Origin of the sequence: Actinoplanes sp. NPDC051343 (assembly GCF_044455125.1) — a bacterium.
Taxonomy (GTDB): domain Bacteria; phylum Actinomycetota; class Actinomycetes; order Mycobacteriales; family Micromonosporaceae; genus Actinoplanes.
This window is the reverse complement of record NZ_JBITEL010000009.1, coordinates 389946-408258: the sequence shown is the minus strand read 5'-3', so window position 1 is coordinate 408258 and position 18313 is coordinate 389946. Positions and strand designations below refer to the sequence as shown.

Genomic DNA, 18313 nt, shown 5'->3' with positions numbered 1-18313 from the left:
CCTCCTATCGGGTACGGCGTCCACGGATGACTCGGGCTTCGAGATCATCGTCGTAGATCGAGTCGGCGTCCAGACCCGCGCGGTGCACCGCTTCGGTCGCCGGGCGCAGCTGGGCGTCGGTTATTTCCGAAAGCAGGACGCCGCCGGGGGCCAGCCAAAGGGGTGCTTCACCGGTGATGCGGCGGAAGATGCCGAGGCCGTCGGGGCCGCCGTCCAGGGCGATCAGGGGCTCGTGGTCACGGGCTTCGGCGGGGAGTAGGGGAATGTGCTCGGTCGCGACGTAGGGGACGTTGGCGATGAGGACGTCGATGCGGCCCCGCAGAGCGTCGGGGAGGGCCGCGAAAAGGTCACCCTCGTAGACCGGAGTGGTGAGGTTGTCGCGGGCGACGGCGACGGCGACGGGGTCCAGGTCGGCGCTGTGCAGGGCGATCTGCGGGCGCCGGCGTTGCAGGGCAAGGCCCAGGGCGCCGGAGCCGCAGCACAGGTCCACGACGATCTTGGCGCGGTCCTCCTCGGCGGCGACCCGCACCAGCAGTTCGCTGCGGACCCGGGGGACGAAGACGCCTGGGCGAAGCCGGACGCGGACGCCGCAGAAATCGGCGTAACCGGCGACCTGCTCCAGGGGTTCGCCGGTGGCGCGGCGTTCCACGAGGGCGGCCAGGGTCTCGTCGTTGCCGGCGGCGGCCTCGGACAGGACGGTCGCCTCCTCCTCGGCGAAGACGCAGCCGGCCTCGCGGAGGCGGGCGATGGCTTGAGTACGGGTCACGGGGTCGTCTTTTAGCACAGATCGGCCGGGGGCGGCCCGCTGTATCCACAGTTACTCGGTTATCCACAGGGTCGGAACGATCACGAGGGTGAATCCGTACGGTCGGCAAGCGTGCGAGACCCGAAGGATGCGGACGACGTGGTGGCGGAGCGGTTGAAGGCTGTGCTGGCGAAGGTGCCTGCCTCAGGTTCCGGGCCGGCTCCGCTTCCTCCTCGGCGCGAGCCGCTGGCCGACCTTGCCCGGGTGGGGGAGCCGCTGCGGTGGTCCGACATCATTCCGGGCTGGCTCGAGGATGCCGACGTCGATGCGGGCCGGGCGCCTGCGTCGGCTTCTTCCGGTGAGGTGGAGGCCGCGCGATGGCCGGCGGCGGGGTTTCCGGACGGGTCGGCTTGGGCTTCGGTGCCGGGGGCCGCCTCGCGTCCGTCTGTTGCGTCCGATCCGGAGCCGGTGGTCGTCGCGAATTCGGTGCCGTCGGCGCCTGGGGCCCGGTTGCCGGGTCGGATGTCGTCAGCCCCTGACGCGTCGTTGCCGGGTTCGGCAGCTTCGTCTCCGGGCGTTGAGGCGATGCCGCAGGGCTTTGCAATGTCGTCGTCAGGCGGCCGGCTGGGTGCGGTGCCGGGAGCCGACCCGTTCGCCGGTTTGCGGGATCTGCCGATTTCGGCGTCGGTCGGCGGTCGGCGGGCGGCCGAACGGATTCTCACGTCGGACGACTTCGACGGGGCCTCCTGGGAGATCGTCTCGTCCGGTGTCACGGAGGTTTCGGCTGGTTCGCGGGCGTCGCTGGCGCCGCCGGCCTGGGTGCTGCCGGAGCAGCCCCCGAAGCGGGTCGAGGACCCGCTGGCCGGCCTCGGGGTGTCGGAGTCCTGGGCGGCACCTGACGCTGCACCGGACGACAACGATCTCAGCGCGGCCGGGGCGTTCGGCGGTCATGACGGGCGAAAGGAGCGGGGAATGGGGCTGCGGGCGTTCGATCCGGGGCGCCGGGGTGTGCGGGCGCTGGTGGCGATCGCGGTCCTGGTCATCGTCGTGGCGGCGTTCCTGGCCTGGCGGGCCCGGCCGCGGGTCGATCCGGTGGCCACGCCGTCGTTCGGCCCGGAGGCCGGCACAGCCACGGATGGGCCGGCGGCGCCGCCTCCGCGAGCCTCGGCCGACGTGATCGTGGCGGTGGAGGGCAAGGTCGAGAAGCCCGGCGTGGTGCACCTGCCGGCCGGAGCCCGGGTGGCCGACGCCTTGGAGGCGGCCGGTGGGGTCCGGCCGGGCGTGGACGTGGCGATGCTCAACCTGGCCCGCAAAGTGGTCGACGGCGAACTGATCCTGGTGGGAGTCGCCCCCTCTCCGGGGATGAGCATGCCCGCCGCGCCCGGTGGGGCGGCCACGGCCGGCGGTCTGGTCAATCTCAATACGGCCACCCTTGCCGACCTCGACACCCTGCCCGGCGTCGGGCCGGTGCTGGCCCAGCGGATCCTCGACGCCCGGACGGCCCAGGGCGGCTTTCAGGCGGTCAGCGACCTCCGCAAGGTCGACGGCATCGGTGACGCCCGGTACGAGCAGCTCAAAGACCTGGTGACGGTGTGAGCGCCGACCGGTCGAAGCTGCCCGACCTCCGGCTGGCCGGCTTCGCGATCGCCATCTGGCTCTCGTCGCTGGCCGCGCTCTACCTGTCTTCCTGCGGCGGCCTGCTGCTCGGCGCGGCCGGCGTCGCGGCGGCGGGCGCGCTCGCTGTCACCCAGCGGGGGCGCCGGAGTCGACCCGGCGGGGCGCGGTGGGTCGGGCTGGCGGTGCTGCTCGGAGTGGGGTGTGGTGGCTTCTCGACCGGGGTCCGCATGGGGGTCGTGGAGGCGGCGCCGTTGGGGGCGGTGGTGGCGGCCGGGGAACCCGCACGGGTCGATCTTGTTGTGCGGGATGACCCGCGGGCCTTGATCGGGTCGCCGGGTGAGCCGCCCACCTACCTGGTGGGGGTTGATCTCTTGGGGGTCTGGCCGGAGGAGGGACCGGGGCTGCGGATGTCGGTCCGGGCTCTGGTGCTGGGGCGCGATCCGGGGTGGCGGGGGCTGCTGCCGGGGCAGCGGGTGCGGGCTACCGGGAAGTTGTTGCCGCCGCGCCGGGGTGATCTGCGGGCAGTGGCGGTGTCGGTCCGAGGGGCGCCCCAACCGGTCGGGCGGCCGCCTTGGGTGCAGAGGGCCGCGGGGGTGCTCAGGGCCGGGCTGCAGCGGGCCTGCGAGCCGCTGCCGGACGATGCCGGCGGGTTGCTGCCGGGGCTGGTCGTGGGGGACACCAGCCGGCTGGATCCGGCGCTGTCGGACGACTTCCGGACGACCGGGATGACGCATCTCAACGCCGTATCGGGGGCGAACGTCGCCATTGTGCTGGGTGTCGTGCTGTTCGCGGTGCGGTGGGTGCGTGCCGGGCCGGTGGTCAAGGCCGTGGTGTGCGCGGTGGCGCTGGTCGGGTTCGTGATCCTGGCGCGGCCGTCGCCGAGCGTGATCCGGGCGGCGATGATGGGTGCGATCGGGCTCATCGGGCTGGCGTCCGGGCGACCGCGGGCGGCGCTGCCGGCGCTCGCCGGTGGGGTGGCGCTGCTGATCGGATACGACCCAGAGCTTGCGGCCGACCCGGGGTTCACGCTGTCGGTGCTGGCCACGGCCGGGCTGCTGCTGCTCGCGCCGGCGTGGCGTGATGCCCTGCAGCGCAAGGGGTGGCCCGGGTGGGCGGCCGAGGCGCTGGCCGTACCGGCGGCGGCCCAAGTGGCCTGCGGCCCGGTAATCGCCGGCATCTCGGGGACGGTGAGCCTGGTCGCGGTGCCGGCCAACCTGATCGTGGTGCCGGCGATCGCGCCCGCGACGCTGCTCGGGATCGCGGCGGCCGTGCTCTCGCCGGTCTGGGCGGCCGGGGCCGGGTTCGTGGCCTGGCTCGGCTACTGGCCGGCGAAGTGGCTGGTGCTGGTGGCGACGTACGGTGCGCGGGTCCCGGCGGGGGCGCTGCCGTGGCCGGCCGGGGTGTTCGGGGCTCTGCTGCTTGCGGTGATCACGGTGGCGCTGCTGGTCGCGGCGCGGCGGCCGGTGGTGCGGCGGCTGGTCGCGGTGGTTGCGCTGGGCGGCATGCTGGGCGCCCTTCCCGTACGCATACTGGCCTCGGGCTGGCCGCCGCGAGAGTGGATCGTGGTTGTCTGCGACGTGGGGCAGGGCGATGCGGTCGTCCTGCCGGCCGGGAGCGGACGAGCTGTCGTGATCGACGCCGGGCCGGAGCCGGACCCGGTCGACCATTGCCTGCGGCGACTCGGGGTCCGGCAGGTCGTGCTGTTCGTGGCGAGCCACTTCCACGCCGATCACGTGGGCGGGGCCGCCGGGGTGTTCCGCGGGCGGTGCTCGCGGTGGCGGGACCGGACTGGCCGGAACCGGTCGGCGGGCGGTCCCAGGTGCTGGCCGCGGCCGGGCGTCAGCCGTTGCACGTGATCGGGCCGGGCTGGTCCTATGCGGTGGGCGGGCTGGAGTTGACGGCGCTCGGACCGTTCGAGGTGCTGCACGGTACGAACTCGGACCCCAACAACAACTCGCTGGTGCTGAAGGCCCGGGTGCGCGGCGAGACGGTGCTGCTGCCGGGCGACGCGGAGACCGAGGAACAGGACGAACTGCTCAACCATCTGGGCGCCGGCGTGATGCGGGCCGACGTCTTGAAGGTCGCCCACCACGGGTCGGCCTACCAGGAGCCACAGTTCCTCGACGCGGTCGACCCCGCGGTGGCGCTGGTGTCGGTCGGAAAGGACAACGACTACGGCCACCCGAACGCCAACCTGCTGGCCCGCCTGGCGCGCGGCGGGGCACGCGTGCTGCGGACCGACCAGTCCGGCGACCTGGCCGCGGTCGTCACACCGGCCGGGCTGGGCGTCGTCGCGCGGGGGCCGTAGCGGCGGATCTAGCCTGGCCGTCATGACGCAGCCCACGATCACGGCCGGCGGGTTCGCGCTGCGGCCGTTCACGCCCGCGGACATTCCCTGGGTCTACGCGGTGTCGCTCGACCCGGCGGTGCAGAAGTATGTCCAGATTCCCCTGCCGTACCGGATGGAGGACGCCGACTTCTTCGTGCGGGACATGTGCATCGGGGCCTGGGAGCGGCGGGAGCGGGCCGAGTTCGTGGTCGTCGGCGGCGCTGGGGAGCGGCTCGGTCGGGTCGCGCTGGGGCTGGACGGGAACGGGGCGGCGCAGGTCGGGTACTGGATGGACCCGGCGGCCCGGCGGCGGGGACTGGCCACCCGGGCGCTGCAGGAGCTGTGCCGGTGGGGGTTCGCGGAGCTCCGGCTCGGGCTGATCGAGTGGCGGGCCGAGGTGGGCAACGTGGCGTCCCGGCGGGTCGCGGAGAAGGCAGGCTTCACGGTCGAGGCAGTGCTGCGGCGGCGGCTCGTGCACCGGGGTGAGCGGGTCGACGCCTGGATCGGCTCGATCCTGCCCGAGGAGTTAGCTCCTGGAGGAGTGGGTGAGCAGCTGCTGGAGGAGTTCGAACGGTCCCCGGGGTTTTAGGCGAGTAGCTCGTGAGGAGTTCGGCGAGCCGCTGCCGGAGGAGTCGGGCGAGTAGCTCGTGCGGATGTTGGGGTGAAGCGGCTGCCTTGGGAGCTGCGGGCAGCGCACGAGGGAGTTCGGCCCTCGGGCGTCGCTGCGGGTTTCGAGAAGCTGCCGCGGGGGCTCGCAGGGCGGGGCGATCGGCAGATCGGTCTGCCGCTCCGGTTGCACCTCGGGTCGGCGGTGCGGCATGAGCGTCGGCTGCAACGAGTCAGGGGACGGTGGTCGGGAAGGTGAGTGATGGGGGGTTGATGGCGGGTGATCGACACGCCCGGGGTCGGTGGTCCGGAGGATGGTGAGGTCGGATGATCGGGGTCGATGGGTGGGGCGGGGTGGCCATTTGGTGGAGGGGAGAGTCGGCCTGATCGAGGGACTCTACGGTGCCTGTGACATGGGACAACGCCGATATGTCGGGTTTCGCGTTCGGTGATCGACCGGTGTGCGCGAAGGAGTGAGGCACACAGAATTGTCAGCCGGTCGTGCGACGATGTCGGACGTGAACAGCACCCCTCCCGACGCATTGGTGCTCGTCCAGGGTGACGAGGAGTTGCTGGCCGCCCGTGCGATTCAGGCGGCGGTCGACTCGGCTCGGGACGGCGACCCCACGGCCGACGTCCGCGAATACGAGGCGGGCGCCCTCTCGGCCGGTGAAGTGGCCGAGATGCTCAGTCCCTCGCTGTTCGGTGGGCGGCGCGTGCTCGTGGTGCGCAGCGGGCAGGACGCCCGCAAGGATTTGATCACGGCGCTCGTGGCGTACGCCAAGAACCCGGACCCCGAGGTCAGCCTGATCGTCTCCCACCTGGGCGGGGCGAAGGGCAAAGCCCTCGCCGACGGTCTTCGCGCCGCCGGCGCGACCGTCGTGCCGGCCGCCAAGCTCAAGGGCGACCGGGAGCGCATCGCTTTCGTGCGCGACGAGTTCCGCCGCCACGGCGGGCGCTGTGACGAAGCGGCCGCGTCGGCGCTGCTCGCGTCCGTCGGCAACGACCTGCGGGAGATCGCGGCGGCCTGTTCGCAGCTGCTCGCCGACACCGACGGGCGGGTGACCGAGGCGGTTGTTGCGCGCTACTACAAGGGCCGGGCCGAGGTGAGCGGGTTCACGGTGGCCGACGCGGCGATGATCGGTGACGTGCCGGGGGCGCTCGAGGCGTTGCGGTGGGCTCTGCACGTCGGGGTCGATCCGGTACCGATCGCCGACGCGATCGCCGACGGCGTGCGCACGGTGGCGCGCGTGGCGTCGGCCGGGCGGGGCAATCCCTATCAGCTTGCCAGCTCGCTGGGAATGCCGGCCTGGAAGATCCAGCGGGCCCAGGAGCGCAGCCGCGGCTGGACGCCCGAAGGCCTGGTCGACGCGATGCAGGCGGCAGCGGCGTGCAACGCCGCGGTCAAGGGCGGCGGCGAAGACCGTGGCTATGCCCTTGAACAGGCCGTCTTCGCGGTCGCCGCGGCACGCCAGGCGGGGGGACGCCGATGAGTTCCCGTCCGCTCTATGCACGCATGCTCCGGCTCAAACACATCACGCCCGGCGGGGTGCTGTGCTTCGTCTTCCTCGAGGGCGCCCTGGCGCTGGGCGCCCTGCTCGCGCTGGCCGAGCTGGTCAGCTGGTGGGGCGTCATCGTGCTGCCGCTGACCGTGGCGCTGATGGTCAAGCTCAACGACGTGATCGCCGGGATGCTGCCGATGTCGGCGGCGACCGGGGAACCGGTGGCGGCCCGGGCGGCCGTGCGGCGGTCGATCGCGGGGGAGTCGACCACGCGGCTGCCACCGGGGCAGGGTGGGGTCAAGCGGCCGTGGGTCGAGCGGGTCGAGCTGCAGCAGCAGTTGGCGCGGCAGTCGGCGACCCGTCGCTACGAGTAGGTCCGTGGAAGGCCTTGGGAGGCATGATCCGCTGACCACCGGGGAGGTCGACACGGGGCCCTCTGGTCGCCCGGCCGCGCCTTGAGCGGGTCGGCGGCTACCTCGGCCGAGGCACTTGTGCGGTTACGTCGAGGCGGCCGTGCCAGGCCTCGGTCGACCATGTGGTCGACGGCGGGCGGTCCGGCCGAGGGCGGGTTTTGGCTGGGGCCGACGCGGTTCGACCGGGTCACGTGCGGCATGTCGACCTATCGCGACGAGATCCTCTGGGCCGTTCGGAACGTCGTCCGTCGTAGGACATCGCGTTCGGCCTGATCAGCGCGAATCGGTACGGCAACGGACCGCGATCTTCACCAATGACGGGGGCGGGGCGCTTCCGAGGTGCCCATCCGGTGGGGGCTGTAGGGGCTCAGCGCTCGGCGGGGTGCACCGCCCACGGCACGATGACCCGGGGCGAGTGTCACGGTCTGGTGACTCGACCCCCGGAACACGGATCTCGCCGCGCTTCCGGTCAGCGCCTGAGCGGCGGGCGGGGAACGATTGCGGGTACCGGCGGGCCGGTAACGGGTCGCGGGCGCCGGCCGGCCGGGAACGATTGCGGGCACCGGCGGCCCAGGAACGGCCGCGTCTACTGGTGGGCCGGGAACGACCGCGGGCACCGGCTGGACCTGAAGCGGTCCGGCGGTGCCCGGAGGGTGGTCGGCGACCAGCCCGCCGGTTAGGGCGGGCTTCGACGGTCGCAGTTGCCCGCCGGTGAGGGCGGACGTTGACGGTCGCGGCGACGCGACCGCGTGATCCCCGGCAGGGATCAAACAGCAGGGATCAGGCCGCCAGCGCGGCGACCCGCTTGGCGATGGCCGACTTGCGGTTCGCCGCCTGGTTCTTGTGGATGACGCCCTTGCTGACGGCCTTGTCGAGCTGACGCGACGCGTCACGCAGCAGAGCAGTCGCGGTCTCGGCGTTGCCGGCCGTGCTCGCCTCGTTGAGCTTGCGAATCACGGTCTTCAGCGACGACTTGACCGACTTGTTGCGCAGACGGGCCTTCTCGTTCTGCCGGTTGCGCTTGATCTGGGACTTGATGTTCGCCACGCGACAGCCTTGTCCTGACTAGGTTGCGGAAACTGGTCTCGAGCGGTGGGTTGCCCCCAATCGCGGCCGAAGCAGCGAACAGCGGCGCGTCACCACACGCGAAGGAACAGACTACCAGCACGCTCTCGACCCGCCAAAACGGCGGTCACGCCCACCCCCGGCGGGCGGAGAGCCAGGACAGGGCGGCCCGGCCGCTGTACGCCTGATGCTGCCGGCTGTGCGGCGAGGCGCTGCTTGCCGGTCCGGCCGCCCGGGCCAGCCAATATCCGGCCAGGCCGGCCAGGGCGGCGTCCACGCCTTCGGGCGGGGCATCGGTCAGGAAGCGGTTCACTTCCGCTTGCCAGGCGTACGCCCCGAACGCCGTGACCAGAAGCGTCACCGTGTCGAACCAGGGGGCCCCCAGGCACGGCCAGGTCCAGTCGCAGAGCCAGGCCTTGCCCGCCCGGTCGATCAGCACGTTGTCGATTCGCAGGTCACCGTGCAGCATCCCGCTCCCGGCGACGGCGTCGGGAAGCAGCCGCTCAAGCGCCACCAACTCGGCGAGCACCGCTGGTTCGGCGAGCACCACCGGATTGGCGAACGCCGGCGGCTCGGGGGGCGTTGCTGGCGGAGGGAGCGCTGCTGGCGGAGGGAGTGCGACCGGTTGGGGGAGTGCTGCTGGTTGGGGGAGTGCTGCTGGTTGGGGGAGTGCTGCTGGTTGGCGGAGTGCTGCTGGTTGGGGGAGTGCTGCTGGTTGGGGGAGTGCGGTCGGCTCGGAAGCGGTCGGGCTGGGAGCGGTCGGGCCCGAAAGGGGGGCTGGCTCGGAAGGCGTCCGTTCGGGGAAGGCGACCAACTGGGAGAGCCGTTCGGAGGGCAGGGCTCCGCTCGACCAGACGGACATTTCGTGGCGGGTGATGTCGGACAACCGTGGGAGGCCCAGGAGCGGCGGCGTGGCCAGTGTTGACGCGGCGGTGGTCCAGGCGGTCACGGCCGCCTCCAGTTCGGCAGCATCCCAGGGCAGCGCGGGGACGTGGCCGTCCACGAAGTCCAGGCAGAGGACGAAATAGTCGGAATGCACCATGGTCCATCGAGGACGCGGGGCGGCCACCGCCTCGGGCAGTGCTGCGGTGATCGACGACTCCCGCGCGTACCACTCGGCGGTCGGCTCCCGTAGGGGAGCCGCCTTGATGAAGGCCCGGAATCCGTCCTTCGTCGTCAGAGCCGCGGCGAAGGCGCGGGTGAAGCCGCCGCCGGCGGTGCGGGCCGTGACGATCGGGCCTCCGAGGCGCTCGCTGATCGCTTCCCGCAGGCTTTCCGGCAGGTCGGGCCAGCTGGGGCGTACGGCGGTGGCGCCGTAGGGGACCTCCGGCAACATGGTTTTGTCGTACCTCCCTGGCAGGATTCAGCCTATGAGAACCGACGACTTCTGGGCCGTCATCGCCCGGGCCACCGCCGACCGGCCCGCGACGCCCGCCGAGGTGGCCAAGCGTGCGGTGGCTGAGCTGGCCGAGCACGATCCGGAAGAGATCGTCGCTTGGGGTCGGCATCTCGACAAGGTGATGGTCGCCTCGGGCACCGAAGATCTGTGGGCCGCGGCCAATGTGATCCACGGCGGGTGCAGCGAGGAGGGGTTCGACGCCTTCCGGGGCTGGCTGATCGCGCACGGGCGTGATGCGGTGGCCCGCTCGGTCAAGTCACCTGACTCGTTGGCCAACGTGGCGGTCATCAAGGCGGCCGCGGAGACCGGCGCGGTTTTCGAGGCGCCCGAGGTGCTGACGATCGCGGCCGAGGCATATCGGCAGGCCACGGGTGAGGAGCTGCCCGACGAGGATCGTCCGAAGACCAGGCCCGACGTCGCCGATCTGTGGGATTTCGACGACGAGGAGGAGATGCAGCGCCGCTTGCCCAAACTGTCGGCGCTGTTCCTCGCCGAACCGGAGTGAGCGTGGCCGAGGCCGGAAACACTGCGCGGGCCGAGCCGGGGACGAAGCGGGGGGCGAGAGTGCGGCCGAGGCCGGAAACACTGCGCGGGCCGAGCCGGGGACGAAGCGGGGGGCGAGAGCGTGGCCGAGGCCGGAAATACTGCGCGGGCCGAGCCGGGAACGGAGCGGGGGCCGAGAGCGGGGCCGGCTCGGAATGAGAGCGCCCAGGCGACCGGAGAAGACGACGTGGGACGATAGAGGACGCCGGCCGTCCGCCGGCGTACCCCGAAGCTTGAGAAACGGAAGATCGTGCCTGGACCGCTCGACCCCGGCGACAACGTGATCGGAGCGACCGATCCCGCTCGCATCCGCAACTTCTGCATCATCGCTCATATCGACCACGGCAAGTCGACGCTGGCCGACCGCATGCTGCAGATCACCGGGGTGGTCGACCCGCGCCAGATGCGCGCGCAATATCTCGACCGGATGGACATCGAGCGCGAGCGCGGCATCACGATCAAGTCGCAGGCCGTGCGGATGCCGTGGGTCGTTCGCCAGGGCGACAAGAAGGGCGATTCGGCCGTCCTCAATATGATCGACACGCCGGGGCACGTCGACTTCACGTACGAGGTGTCGCGGAGCCTGGCCGCCTGTGAGGGCGCGGTTCTTCTGGTCGACGCCGCGCAGGGCATCGAGGCGCAGACGCTCGCCAACCTTTACCTGGCGATGGAGAACGACCTCCACATCATCCCGGTCCTCAACAAGATCGACCTGCCGGCGGCCCAGCCCGAGAAGTATGCCGAGGAGCTGGCCCAGCTGATCGGCGTCGACCCGTCCGCGGTGCTTCGCGTGTCGGGCAAGACCGGCGTCGGGGTGGAGCACCTGCTCGACGAGATCGTGCGGCAGTTCGACCCGCCGGTCGGCGACGCGAGCGGGCCCGCCCGCGCGATGATCTTCGACTCGGTCTACGACGTCTATCGCGGTGTGGTCACGTACGTCCGGGTGATCGACGGGCGGATCGAGGCCCGTGACCGCATCAAGATGATGTCCACCGGTGCCGTGCACGAGCTGCTCGAGATCGGCGTCGTCTCGCCCGAGATGGAGAAGGCGGGTGCGCTGGGTGTCGGCGAGGTCGGCTACCTGATCACCGGGGTGAAGGACGTCCGCCAGTCCAAGGTCGGCGACACCGTCACCGGCAACGTCCGGTCGGCCACTGAGCCGCTGGGCGGCTACAAGGAACCCAAGCCGATGGTGTATTCGGGTCTCTACCCGATCGACGGCTCGGACTACCCGGCCCTGCGGGACGCGCTCGACAAGCTCAAACTCAACGACGCCGCCCTCGTCTATGAGCCGGAGACGTCGGCCGCGCTCGGCTTCGGCTTCCGCGTCGGCTACCTCGGCCTGCTCCACCTGGAGATCATCGGCGAGCGGCTGGAACGCGAGTTCAACCTCGACCTGATCTCGACCGCGCCGAACGTGGTCTATCGGGTGTTCACCGAGGACGCCGAGGAGAGGGTCGTCACCAACCCGAGCGAGTTCCCGACCGGCAAGATCGCCGAGATCCACGAGCCGGTCGTGCGGGCCACCGTGCTGGTGCCCAACGACTACGTCGGCGCGGTCATGGAGTTGTGCCAGAGCCGGCGCGGCAGCCTCCTCGGGATGGAATATCTGTCCTCCGAACGGGTCGAGTTGCGCTACACCCTGCCGCTGGCCGAGATCATCTTCGACTTCTTCGATCAGCTCAAGAGCAAGACCAAGGGCTATGCGTCGCTCGACTACGAGCCGTCCGGCGAGCAGGTCGCCGAACTGGTCAAGGTGGACATCCTGCTGCACGGCGAGCCGGTCGACGCGTTCAGCGCGATCGTGCACAAGGACAAGGCGTACGCGTACGGCGTCAACATCGCCTCCAAGCTGCAGAAACTCATCCCGCGGCAGCAGTTCGAGGTGCCCATCCAGGCCGCCATCGGCAGCCGGATCATCGCCCGCGAGACGATCCGCGCGATCCGCAAGGACGTGCTGGCCAAGTGCTACGGCGGTGACATCACGCGGAAGCGGAAGCTGCTCGAGAAGCAGAAAGAGGGCAAGAAGCGGATGAAGATGGTGGGCCGCGTCGAGGTGCCGCAGGAGGCCTTCATCGCCGCCCTGTCGACCTCCGATTCACCCGACGCGAAGGGTGCCGCGAAGAAATAATCGGTTTGGTTTCTCCAGGGGTCGGGAAATCCGGTTCTCGACGGACGCAACAAGCACCATCCCCCGAGGAGGAACCACCAATGTCTTTTACCGGCATCGTCATGGCGCTCATCGTCGGCCTGATCATCGGCGCGCTCGGCCGCCTGGTCGTACCCGGCAAGCAGAACATCCCGATCTGGCTGACCATGGTCATCGGCGTCGTGGCCGCCCTGCTGGGCACCGTGATCGCCCGCGCGGTCGGCGTTTCCGACACCAAGGGTGTCGACTGGATCGAGCTGCTGTTCCAGGTCGTCCTCGCGGCCATCGGTGTCGCCCTGGTCGCCGGCATCGGCAGCCGTCGTCGCGTGACCCGCTGACCAGCGGCCGGAAGACCGGCCACCAGCTGACCAGCGGCCGGAAGACCGGCCACCAGCTGACCAACGGCCGGAAGCCAGCCACCCGCTGACCAACGGCCGGAAGCCAGCCACCAGCTGACCAGCGGCCGGAAGCTGGCCCGAAAGCCAGTAGAGCAAGTCACCAAAGGCGCCGGACCCCTGAGGGGGCCGGCGCCTTTGCCGTGTGCGGATGTCAGTAGCGGAACTTGTGCTGGGCGCTGCGCCGGTTGACCCAGGCCGGGAGTTCGTCGACGTGGTCGAGGTGGGGCATCTGCTCGACCGGGTGATGGGCCTTCGACACGTCCCGCAGGGTGAGCACGAAACCCTGCACCAGGCGGTCGGCCCGCAGGTCGCGGTAGGTCATCTCGACGTAGACCTGGGTGTGGTCGGCCCGGCGGAGGGCGCAGAACACCGTGCCGTCGCCGGACGCCAGGAGGGCCCGGCGGACCAGGCCGCGGTCGTCCGGGTGGACCAGGTCGCCGAGGGTGGCCAGCGGGGACAGCTCGTCCTGGTCGAGCAGCGAGCGCAGGGCCGGGCTGGCGTAGCGGATGCGCAGGTCCTCGTCGATCACCAGCATCATGTCGGCCGTGTTGCGGATCACTGCTCGCAGGTAGAGGTCGCTGTCGCGGCGGCCGACCGCCTCGACCAGGCTGATGCGGTCGAGGGCCAGCGCGGCCTGGCCGGCCAGCACCTCGAGGGCGTCGCGGGCCATCACGAGGTCGTCACGCCGGCCGGTCAGCACCAGGGCGCCGCCGCCAGGGCGGGCGACGGCCAGCGGTTCCAGCCACAGCGGGCAGACCAGGGTGGCCTCGTCAGCTTGCGGGTCCTGCAGCCACCAGCTGCGATGGCCGGACCGGTCGGACGGCCCGCCGGCCCCGGGCAGCGCCTCGGCGAGCAGCTGGCGGTCGTCGGCCGCGAAGACGATGTTGCGGACCGCGGCGGCCGGGAGCAGTTCGGTGACCGCGGAGCGTACGGCCTCGTCGACCGCGGGCGGGTCGACCGCGGCGACCAGGGCGGCGCTCGCGGTGCGCAGCCCGCGCTCGCGGTTGAGGGCCTGGGTGCTCAGCGTCACCGAGTCGGCCAGGCGGGTGATGGCGAGGGTGAGCGTGATCGCGCCGGCCACCGCGATGACCACGCCGTCCCGGACGTCGCCCCGGATCGCCTCGTAGAGCAGCACGAGCGGCGGGGTGGCGACCGAGGCGCCGAGCAACGCCGCCCACCGGCCGCGCCACGGTTGCGGACGCGGCGGCATCGGCTGGGTCAGCCCGGTCATCGACGGGTGCAGCGCGGCCACGCCCCAGGCGACGTAGAGGACTATGTAGCCGATCTCGGTGAACGGGCCCGGAGCCAGCGGATAGACGATGTCGCTGATCAGCATGCCGACCGCGCCGCTGAGCAGCAGCTTCGCCGACGGGTTACGGCCGGCCGCCATCACCAGGCGCATCGCCACCGTGCTCAGGAGCAGGTCGCCGATCACGTCGGCCGCCGAGATCTTGCCGCCCTCGTGAGTGGCCCCGATGATGAAGACCCAGATCACCAGCAGCGTCGAGCAGGCCCAGGCCAGGAGGTCGATCAGGCGGGCCCGGTCGACCAGGAGCGAGCCGCCCCGGGTGAACTGGACCAGCGCCGCGGCGACCATGACGAACATCGCCAGATAGAAGTATTCGGCGGCGTCGCCCAGGTCGCATGCATAGAACACGTCGCCGATGCCCATGCACGCGATCGCACTGGCCAGCAGTATCCACGGCAAGAACCGGGCTGGTCGGCGCCACCACGCACCGGCAATGATCGCGGTGGTGCTCGCGCTACCTAGCAGGATCCATTCGATCGCCCTCAGCACGCTCTTCTTAGTACCAGTGCAATAGCTGTCTGTCCACGTCGATGTATACGCAGCGCAATGGGTGTTCCGGAGCGTCGGACATTACGCAGCGCGACTGTTCGATGGGGATGAATGTCCTGCTCGGCGGCCGGAATGCTACGTCAGCGGAAGACTTCGGCGATGACCTTGCGGTCGTCGATGCCGCCGTCGTTGGTTACGGGCTGCCACTTTCCGGCACCCGCATCCCACTGAAGGTCGGCGAAACGTACCCGTTCGAGGCCGGTGTCCGATGCATGCGAAACGAGCCAGTGTGCGTAACGCCAGCCCGACGTCACGCTCGTGACCGCCACCGTCAGGCCGGCCGCCTGCTCGGCGGCCGCCGACGTGGGCAGTCCCCGGCCCCAGTCGAGCCGCAGCCCGCTCATCAGGGCGGTCGCCGCGGCCGCCCCGCGCAGGGCCGGCGCGCCGGTCACCGTGCAGGCGACCGCGCTCGCCGCCTGCCCGGTCAGCGCCCGCGCCAACACCTGCGCCTCATCGGCCCACTTCTGATAGGCGTTCGGGTAGGCCGAACGCTGCACCCGCTGGGCCGCGTCGGTGATCCGCATCTTCTGGTAGCCCTTGACCCGCTTGAGCGCCGAATAGAACCTGTCGGCGGAATAACGAGGGTCTTTGATCTTGTCGGGGTCGCCCCAGCCCTGGCTGGGGCGCTGTTGGAAGAGGCCGATCGAGTCGCGGTCGCCGTCCTCGCGGTTTTCCAGCTTGCTCTCCTGCAGGGCGGTGGCGAGCGCGATCGCCACCGCCTGCTGGGGCATGCCCCGGCGCACCCCGACCGCGGCGATGGTGGCCGCGTTGGCCATCTGCACCGGGTCGAGCTCGACCTCACCGTTGGCGCTGACCAGGCATCGAGCGCTGACCAGCGACGGAAGCTTGATGTCGTGCGAGAACGAGCGCAGCACGGCGACGAAGCCGAGCGTGCCCACCAGCGCGAGCAGCGCGACCACCACCAGTGGCGTCCGGCGCACTCACACCTCCTCGAGTAGACGACAAGAGTAGTAAACGATCGTCACTGAGCGGGCGAGCCGTCCGGAACCCAGGACGCCTGGCGCTTCTCGCGGAACGCGGTCACACCCTCGACGCCCTCCGGCGACCGGAAATAGCCGGCCGAGCGGGCGGAGAGGTCGGCGAGATCCTCACGGATCGATTCCTTCGCCGTACGCCGGAGGAGCTGTTTGGTCCCGGCAAGCGCAAGCGGCCCGCCGCGCACCAGGGCGTCGCAGTAGCCGGCGACCGCGCCGTCGAGGCCCTCGGCCGAGACCGCGGCCGTGACCAGGCCGATCTCCGCGGCCCGGACCCCGTCGAAGACCTCGCCGGTCAGATAGAGCTCGGCCGCCGCCCGCGGCGCCAGCCGCGGCAGCACGGTAGCGCTGATCACCGCCGGGATCACCCCGAGGCGCACCTCGGTGAAGGCGAACGTCGCCTCCCGCGTGCAGACCGCCAGGTCGGCCGCGGCGATCAGGCCGAGCCCGCCGGCCCGCGCCGGACCGGCCACCCGGGCCACCACCGGCTTTCCGAACTCCCAGAGCGCGGCCAGCACGTCGGCCAGCATCTCGGCCGGCACCCGGCCGGCCTCCCGGGCCGCGGCGGTCTCCTTCAGGTCGGCTCCCGAGCAGAACACCGGGCCGGTGTGCGATATCACCACCGTCCGGACCTCGGGGTCGACGAGAGCCTCGCCGAGACGGTCCAGCAGCTGAGTCATCAGCGGCGTGGAAAGGGCGTTGCGGTTGGCCGGGCTGTCCAGGGTCAGCGTGGTCACCCCGGCAGCGGTGGCGGTACGGACCAGATCCATGGCCGGAACCCTAACGGGGCCCGTGCACACTTGACGGATGGCTGGTGTGCTTCCCGACGGTGAACCCGTACCCTCCGACGGGTCGTTGCCGCCCCACGTCGCCGAGTCGGCGGGGAGGAACGGCTTCGGGGTGTACGTCCACGTGCCGTTCTGCGCCAGCCGCTGCGGTTACTGCGACTTCAACACCTATACGGCGAGCGAGCTGGGCGGGGGCGTCAGCCGCGAGGGGTACGCCGACCTGGTCCTCTCCGAGCTCGACCTCGCGCGGAAGGTGATCGAGCCGGGGCCGGTCGACACCGTCTTCGTCGGCGGCGGCACCCCGACCCTGCTCAGCGCCGACGACCTCGGCCGGGTGCTCGACGGCATCGACCGCACGTGGGGCCTGGCCCCCGGCGCCGAGATCAGCACCGAGGCCAATCCGGAGTCCGTCGACCCGGCCTACCTGCGCCGTCTTGAGTCCCACGGGTTCAACCGGATCTCCCTCGGCATGCAGTCGTCCTCCCCGGCCGTGCTGCGCATTCTCGATCGGAGGCACACCCCGGATCGGGCGCCGCGGGCCGCGATCGAGGCGCGCGAGGCCGGGTTCGAGCACGTCAACCTCGACCTGATCTACGGGACGCCGGGGGAGACGGCCGACGACTTCGCCGCCTCGCTCCGAGCGGTGATCGAGGCCGGCGTGGACCACGTCAGCGCGTACGCCCTGATCGTCGAGGACGGCACCCGGATGGCGGCCCGGATGCGGCGGGGCGAGATGCCGTACCCGTCGGACGACGTCGCGGCCGACCGCTACCTGGCGGCCGAGGAGGCGCTCGGCGCGGCCGGCCTCGAGTGGTACGAGGTGTCGAACTGGGCGGCGTCCGAGGCCGGGCGGTGCCGGCACAACCTGCTCTACTGGACCGGCGCCGACTGGTGGGGGCTGGGGCCGGGCGCGCACAGCCACGTGGGCGGGGTGCGCTGGTGGAACGTCAAGCATCCCGCCGCGTACGGGAAAAGGCTGGCCGATGGCACCTCGCCGGGCCATGCCCGGGAGGTCCTCGACCCGGCGGACCGCCGGGTCGAGGACGTGATGTTGCGGGTCCGGCTGCGCGACGGGCTGCCGCTGGCCGGTCTCGACCCGGACGGGGTGGCGCAGGTGCTGGCCAACGGGTTGATCGAGCCGGAGGCGCACGCCGCGGGCCGGTTGGTCCTGACCTTGAAGGGCCGGTTGCTGGCCGACGCGGTCATTCGCGACGTGGTCTGAGCGGCTATTTCACGATTGTCACGTTGAGCGGGTAGTTGTACCCCTCGCCGTTGGCCGCCTTGGCGCCCGCGATGACCCCGAAGACGATGCCGAGGATCGTGGCGGCCACCCCGACCAGGATGGTGATGATCAGGAAGCTGAGGAGCCAGCAGACGACCGCGACGATCGCGATGACCAGCTGGAAGTTGAGGGCCTTGACCGCCTCGGCGCGCACGTGCGGCGACTGGGGGCCGCGCGACAGCATCGCGATCAGCGGCGCGATCCAGCCGAGGGTGCCGCCGGAGATCAGCGCGCCGGCCGCGCCGCCGAAGTGGGCGACCAGAAGCCACGTCCGGTCCTCACCGGCCGCGTTGTTACCGGGGTAGCCGCCGTATTGGGGCTGGCCACCGTAGGGCGGTTGCTGGCCACCGTAGGGCGGGGACTGGCTGCCGTACGGTGGGGGCTGGTTGCCGTAGGGCGGCGGGCTTCCGTACGGCGGTGGGGGTGGCGGCGGGGGATAACCGCCGGCGGGCGGCGGATTGTACGGCGAAGTAGGTTCGTCAGGCATGCCGTTGCCGGGCGGACGGGGTGGTTCACTCATGGCTGACACGGTAGGGCCGCAGCTCAACGGGGTCGAGGGTGACATGCGGTCCGATCCGCGACGACGGATGGCCCTTCCGATCATCGCGCTGCCGGGGATCGCGA

15 protein-coding genes and 1 pseudogene are annotated in these 18313 nt (G+C 71.3%); 9 read left to right on the top strand and 7 right to left on the bottom strand.

Features of this window, described 5'->3' with window-relative positions:
• Positions 1 to 4 precede the first annotated feature (4 nt).
• Complete coding sequence (locus tag ACIA5C_RS29940; protein ID WP_396060519.1) at positions 5 to 766, bottom strand: putative protein N(5)-glutamine methyltransferase; 762 nt, start codon at positions 764 to 766, stop codon at positions 5 to 7.
• 582 nt (positions 767 to 1348) lie between these two features.
• On the opposite strand from ACIA5C_RS29940, the gene ACIA5C_RS29935 reads away from it, so the two are divergent.
• From ACIA5C_RS29935 to ACIA5C_RS29915, 5 genes and pseudogenes are all read left to right on the top strand, one after another.
• Complete coding sequence (locus tag ACIA5C_RS29935; protein ID WP_396060517.1) at positions 1349 to 2341, top strand: helix-hairpin-helix domain-containing protein; 993 nt, start codon at positions 1349 to 1351, stop codon at positions 2339 to 2341.
• A 17-nt stretch (positions 2342 to 2358) separates the two neighbouring features.
• Positions 2359 to 4670, top strand: a pseudogene (locus ACIA5C_RS29930) (ComEC/Rec2 family competence protein).
• Positions 4671 to 4692: 22 nt separating this feature from the next.
• A complete protein-coding gene (locus tag ACIA5C_RS29925; RefSeq protein WP_396060514.1) occupies positions 4693 to 5280 on the top strand; it encodes a GNAT family N-acetyltransferase in 588 nt (195 codons plus the stop codon).
• Between the two features lie 526 nt (positions 5281 to 5806).
• Entirely contained in the window at positions 5807 to 6790 is a 984-nt protein-coding gene (gene holA, locus ACIA5C_RS29920) for a DNA polymerase III subunit delta (protein ID WP_396060512.1), read from the top strand.
• The gene (locus ACIA5C_RS29915) at positions 6787 to 7173 is read left to right on the top strand and encodes a hypothetical protein (RefSeq protein ID WP_396060509.1); all 387 of its coding nucleotides are present in this window, start codon (positions 6787 to 6789) and stop codon (positions 7171 to 7173) included. The genes holA and ACIA5C_RS29915 overlap by 4 nt, the downstream gene beginning before the upstream one ends.
• A gap of 819 nt (positions 7174 to 7992) precedes the next feature.
• On the opposite strand, the gene rpsT is transcribed toward ACIA5C_RS29915, so the two are convergent.
• Both rpsT and ACIA5C_RS29905 read right to left on the bottom strand, forming a co-directional pair.
• Complete coding sequence (rpsT, locus tag ACIA5C_RS29910) at positions 7993 to 8259, bottom strand: 30S ribosomal protein S20 (protein ID WP_396060507.1); 267 nt, start codon at positions 8257 to 8259, stop codon at positions 7993 to 7995.
• Positions 8260 to 8404: 145 nt separating this feature from the next.
• A complete protein-coding gene (locus ACIA5C_RS29905) occupies positions 8405 to 9613 on the bottom strand; it encodes an aminoglycoside phosphotransferase (RefSeq protein WP_396060504.1) in 1209 nt (402 codons plus the stop codon).
• Between the two features lie 34 nt (positions 9614 to 9647).
• Between ACIA5C_RS29905 and ACIA5C_RS29900 the strand changes: the two genes are divergently transcribed.
• The 3 genes from ACIA5C_RS29900 to ACIA5C_RS29890 all read left to right on the top strand — a co-directional run bounded on the left by ACIA5C_RS29900 (position 9648) and on the right by ACIA5C_RS29890 (position 12706).
• Positions 9648 to 10181 (top strand): DUF4240 domain-containing protein, encoded by a 534-nt coding sequence (locus ACIA5C_RS29900; RefSeq protein ID WP_396060501.1) that lies wholly within the window; start codon positions 9648 to 9650, stop codon positions 10179 to 10181.
• Positions 10182 to 10469: 288 nt separating this feature from the next.
• A complete protein-coding gene (gene lepA, locus ACIA5C_RS29895; RefSeq protein WP_396060498.1) occupies positions 10470 to 12350 on the top strand; it encodes a translation elongation factor 4 in 1881 nt (626 codons plus the stop codon).
• An 80-nt stretch (positions 12351 to 12430) separates the two neighbouring features.
• On the top strand, positions 12431 to 12706 hold the full coding sequence (locus ACIA5C_RS29890) for a GlsB/YeaQ/YmgE family stress response membrane protein (protein ID WP_396060495.1): 276 nt from the start codon (positions 12431 to 12433) through the stop codon (positions 12704 to 12706).
• Positions 12707 to 12917: 211 nt separating this feature from the next.
• Here the strand turns inward: ACIA5C_RS29890 and ACIA5C_RS29885 are convergent, their stop codons facing one another.
• The 3 genes from ACIA5C_RS29885 to ACIA5C_RS29875 form a co-directional block, all read right to left on the bottom strand.
• A complete protein-coding gene (locus ACIA5C_RS29885; RefSeq protein WP_396060492.1) occupies positions 12918 to 14564 on the bottom strand; it encodes a PAS domain-containing protein in 1647 nt (548 codons plus the stop codon).
• A 140-nt stretch (positions 14565 to 14704) separates the two neighbouring features.
• Positions 14705 to 15565, bottom strand: a complete 861-nt coding sequence (locus tag ACIA5C_RS29880; protein ID WP_396060489.1) for a hypothetical protein — start codon at positions 15563 to 15565, stop codon at positions 14705 to 14707.
• Positions 15566 to 15606: 41 nt separating this feature from the next.
• Positions 15607 to 16389 (bottom strand): enoyl-CoA hydratase-related protein, encoded by a 783-nt coding sequence (locus ACIA5C_RS29875; RefSeq protein ID WP_396060486.1) that lies wholly within the window; start codon positions 16387 to 16389, stop codon positions 15607 to 15609.
• 37 nt (positions 16390 to 16426) lie between these two features.
• On the opposite strand from ACIA5C_RS29875, the gene hemW reads away from it, so the two are divergent.
• Positions 16427 to 17629, top strand: coding sequence for a radical SAM family heme chaperone HemW (gene hemW, locus ACIA5C_RS29870; protein ID WP_396060483.1), 1203 nt, complete (start codon positions 16427 to 16429; stop codon positions 17627 to 17629).
• Between the two features lie 4 nt (positions 17630 to 17633).
• Here the strand turns inward: hemW and ACIA5C_RS29865 are convergent, their stop codons facing one another.
• Complete coding sequence (locus ACIA5C_RS29865) at positions 17634 to 18209, bottom strand: DUF4870 domain-containing protein (RefSeq protein ID WP_396060481.1); 576 nt, start codon at positions 18207 to 18209, stop codon at positions 17634 to 17636.
• Between the last annotated feature and the right edge of the window lie 104 nt (positions 18210 to 18313).

Bases quoted from the DNA above. Each gene is read 5' to 3' on its own strand.
- ACIA5C_RS29865 (WP_396060481.1), bottom strand. From the start codon at position 18,209: ATGAGTGAACCACCCCGTCCGCCCGGCAACGGCATGCCTGACGAACCT.
- ACIA5C_RS29935 (WP_396060517.1), top strand. From the start codon at position 1,349: ATGTCGTCGTCAGGCGGCCGGCTGGGTGCGGTGCCGGGAGCCGACCCG.
- ACIA5C_RS29905 (WP_396060504.1), bottom strand. From the start codon at position 9,613: ATGTTGCCGGAGGTCCCCTACGGCGCCACCGCCGTACGCCCCAGCTGG.
- holA (WP_396060512.1), top strand. From the start codon at position 5,807: ATGTCGGACGTGAACAGCACCCCTCCCGACGCATTGGTGCTCGTCCAG.
- ACIA5C_RS29875 (WP_396060486.1), bottom strand. From the start codon at position 16,389: ATGGATCTGGTCCGTACCGCCACCGCTGCCGGGGTGACCACGCTGACC.
- ACIA5C_RS29900 (WP_396060501.1), top strand. From the start codon at position 9,648: ATGAGAACCGACGACTTCTGGGCCGTCATCGCCCGGGCCACCGCCGAC.
- ACIA5C_RS29890 (WP_396060495.1), top strand. From the start codon at position 12,431: ATGTCTTTTACCGGCATCGTCATGGCGCTCATCGTCGGCCTGATCATC.
- ACIA5C_RS29915 (WP_396060509.1), top strand. From the start codon at position 6,787: ATGAGTTCCCGTCCGCTCTATGCACGCATGCTCCGGCTCAAACACATC.
- ACIA5C_RS29925 (WP_396060514.1), top strand. From the start codon at position 4,693: ATGACGCAGCCCACGATCACGGCCGGCGGGTTCGCGCTGCGGCCGTTC.
- hemW (WP_396060483.1), top strand. From the start codon at position 16,427: ATGGCTGGTGTGCTTCCCGACGGTGAACCCGTACCCTCCGACGGGTCG.